This is a genomic window from Larkinella soli (assembly GCF_003703975.1).
Taxonomy (GTDB): Bacteria; Bacteroidota; Bacteroidia; order Cytophagales; family Spirosomataceae; genus Larkinella; species Larkinella soli.
Window position 1 is genome coordinate 1 of record NZ_QTJY01000051.1, and the last position, 1,410, is coordinate 1,410.

Consider the following 1,410-nt stretch of genomic DNA (forward strand, 5'->3'; position numbering starts at 1 on the left):
ACCAATCTGAAGAAATTTCAGGGCTTCAAGAACACTACTGCCATGACAGGGCAGGATAATCACTTGTATATCGCTTCGAATGGCTGGTTATACAAAGTTGATAAAAATGGCAAAATCCTCATATCACAAGGCGGCTTTGAGAACGTCACCTCAATGGGGGCTATCCGTTCCAATCCCCTTCTGCTCCCCTTCTGAATGGTTGAGCAGGGGTATACCCAACCAGAGTGCCCTTGCCGCTCATGACTGACTCTGGGCTTACTCACCAGCCAGCGACCCGATAAACAGGCGAGTTGTACAAGCGAGCAGGCCCGGTTAAAACTCTTCTGCTTCGCCTGCCATCAGGCCGCCGACAAACGTTTAGTCGGCGTAGAATTTTATTTTATTCTATTTTCAAACCAATCAAACCAATGAAAAAAAAGTATCTGTCCCTGTGGGCAACAACGCTGTTCGCATTCGCCTTCTTACTAAGTTCCTGCCAGAAGGAGCTGAACGAAACCATTCCCAATCCATCGGCTACCACCCGCCACGACTCGGCCGGCGCTAAAGCCAGGGCCAGTGCCCCAGCTCCAACTCTCTATATCGTCCAGAAAGGTACGTTATATGCCGTGAGTCCGCAAACCTTGACCCACCCCATCAATCTGGGTGGTGGCTATGCGGGTACAGCTCCGAGTATGGTGACAGACCTCCAGTCGCTCTATGCCATTCAGGGCGGAAAGCTCTGGCAAGTAAACCGCTTCACTGGACAATATAAACAGGTTGGCTACGGCAACTGGACCGGAGCAGTGGGGCTAACTGGCGCGCCTTTATCGGGCCTGGTTTACGCCCAACAGGGTGATCTTCTCTGGAAGATCGATCTTTTCGGCTTCCACCGACCTTTAGGCGGGACCGGTTGGGCTGGCACCAAGGCCGTCTTCCGTCATCGAAGTTCCCTCTACGTGGTCTGGCAGGACGGTTTCCTCTACAAAGTCAACACGACCAACGGGGACTACCAGAAGTTGACCGCGGGTTGGGGCAATGTGAAAGCCATCGCTGCAGTATACGGTTTGAGTGATTTCATCTATATTATGGAAGGCAACAATCTGTGGGAAGTCGACATCGAAACCGGCAAAGCCAGATTTGTGCAAGGGGGCTTCCAGAACACCACCGCGATGACGGGGGTAGACGGCCATTTGTTTATTGCTTCAAATAATGTCTTACATAAAGTTGACACCAGCGGCAAGGTACTAATCACCAATCTTCATTGGAGTGGCATAACCTCCCTGGGGGGTTACTCGGCTCACTAATAAGCCAAGGCGCTTTGGCGGCTTTTGGATAAACCCGAGCAGACTCACTGGCCAACGACCCTGCTGATAGGGTCGTTGGTCGGCCGGTCTGATAAGCTAGTGCATGTCCAAATTAAAGATTAGAAGC

The 1,410-nt window shown here is 51.6% G+C and carries 2 protein-coding genes; both read left to right on the forward strand.

Annotated features, from left to right (window positions below; all coding sequences use genetic code 11):
- Nucleotides 1-195, forward strand: a 195-nt coding sequence (locus DX909_RS29830; RefSeq protein WP_206513081.1) for a hypothetical protein, incomplete at its 5' end; no start/stop codon positions are given.
- A gap of 212 nt (nt 196-407) precedes the next feature.
- A complete protein-coding gene (locus DX909_RS29285) occupies nt 408-1,283 on the forward strand; it encodes a hypothetical protein (RefSeq protein ID WP_128548870.1) in 876 nt (291 codons plus the stop codon).
- Nucleotides 1,284-1,410 lie beyond the last annotated feature (127 nt).

Bases quoted from the DNA above. Each gene is read 5' to 3' on its own strand.
- DX909_RS29285 (WP_128548870.1), top strand. From the start codon at position 408: ATGAAAAAAAAGTATCTGTCCCTGTGGGCAACAACGCTGTTCGCATTC.